The sequence below is a fragment of the Microcoleus sp. BROC3 genome (assembly GCF_036702515.1).
Lineage (GTDB): Bacteria > Cyanobacteriota > Cyanobacteriia > Cyanobacteriales > Microcoleaceae > Microcoleus.
The window spans coordinates 1-1,253 of sequence record NZ_JAUBTQ010000180.1; the positions used below are offsets into that span (position 1 = coordinate 1).

Annotated in this window: 1 pseudogene; it reads right to left on the reverse strand. The window is 36.8% G+C overall.

The window, feature by feature from the left end:
• Positions 1-142: 142 nt before the first annotated feature.
• Positions 143-1,253, reverse strand: a pseudogene (locus QUB30_RS33665) (IS1634 family transposase); the annotation flags it as partial.

Here is a 1,253-nt window from a genome sequence, read left to right on the forward strand (position 1 = left end):
GCTCATATTTTGAAGCAAGGCAAATTATGCCAAAAGCAAATTATCTTGACTAATTAATGAAAATTATTCACAAATATCTACACCTCGCTATCGTTCGTTATTCACTTGAACATATTAAATAGTATTCACAGCAATACTATCCTCAATGCTGCAAGATATCTTGACGCTCTTGGGTTAAATTGCTAACCTGCTTCGCTCCATTTATCGTTACTAAATGCACCGCCTGAAACATCTGAAATATCCAGCCCCTTGTCGGCTTATTGGTTAATTTCTTTGCCGGATTTTTCACTCGATCATTGGTAGCTGATAATTGTTGTCTCAATTTCCTTTGCGCCAGGTTATACACTAACAAACACAGTCCCATTATCATTCCAATTGCTTCAACTCGCTCCGGCTTTTTCACGAATACGCTGGAAGTAAAAAATAACGGATCTTTAATAAATCTAAATCCTCTCTCATTACTTTGCTGCGCTTTGTATTCCGATAATACCTGTAAATTTGTTACTGCTTCAGTATCTAAGATATTTGTGGCTAATATGAATCTACCGGCTTTGACTTGTTCTGCTTCAATCGCTGAATTTCGGGGTGCTATTTCACCCGTAACTTGATAAACTTTTGTCTGTGTCCGATCTAGTCTTTGGAGATTACTTTTTGTTGATTTAACTGTTTTTTCTGGGGATCTAATTTCTGTTATTTGGTGATATTTCCCTGATTCTGATAACTTTTTTATTGCAGTTTCCGCATCGGCAATACAAGCAAACTTTTGCCTAGATAGCTTACGCAGTTTGGCTTGGGCTGATTCTAATTGTTTCTCTACTTGCTTGACTATTTTTTTAATATCTGCTTGTTTTCTGATTTCACTTTCTATTACTAGCTATCTTTGCTTGATGCCAGCATACTCACTCGTTTGGCTTGCTATTTTATATCCTTTTATTTCAGGGTCTTCCCAGGCACTATCTTCAATGTTGCAGATTTTATTTTGAGCTGATTTGATGCTTAATGGTACTCTAGTTATCCATTTCATTCCTACCGCTGACAAATTTTCTGCTGTGTATAACGCACTGTCTGCTACACAGATTCCGTCAAATGTCCACTGGTTTTTAAATTCTTTCAATCTCTCTACAAAGACACTTTTATCATCGGCATTTCCGTCATCTATTTTGATATACAATGGTACGTCTCCATCTCCACTTACAATCGTATCAATGATAAATTGTTTGAGGTCTGGTCTTCGCTCTCTTGAATAGCCATGA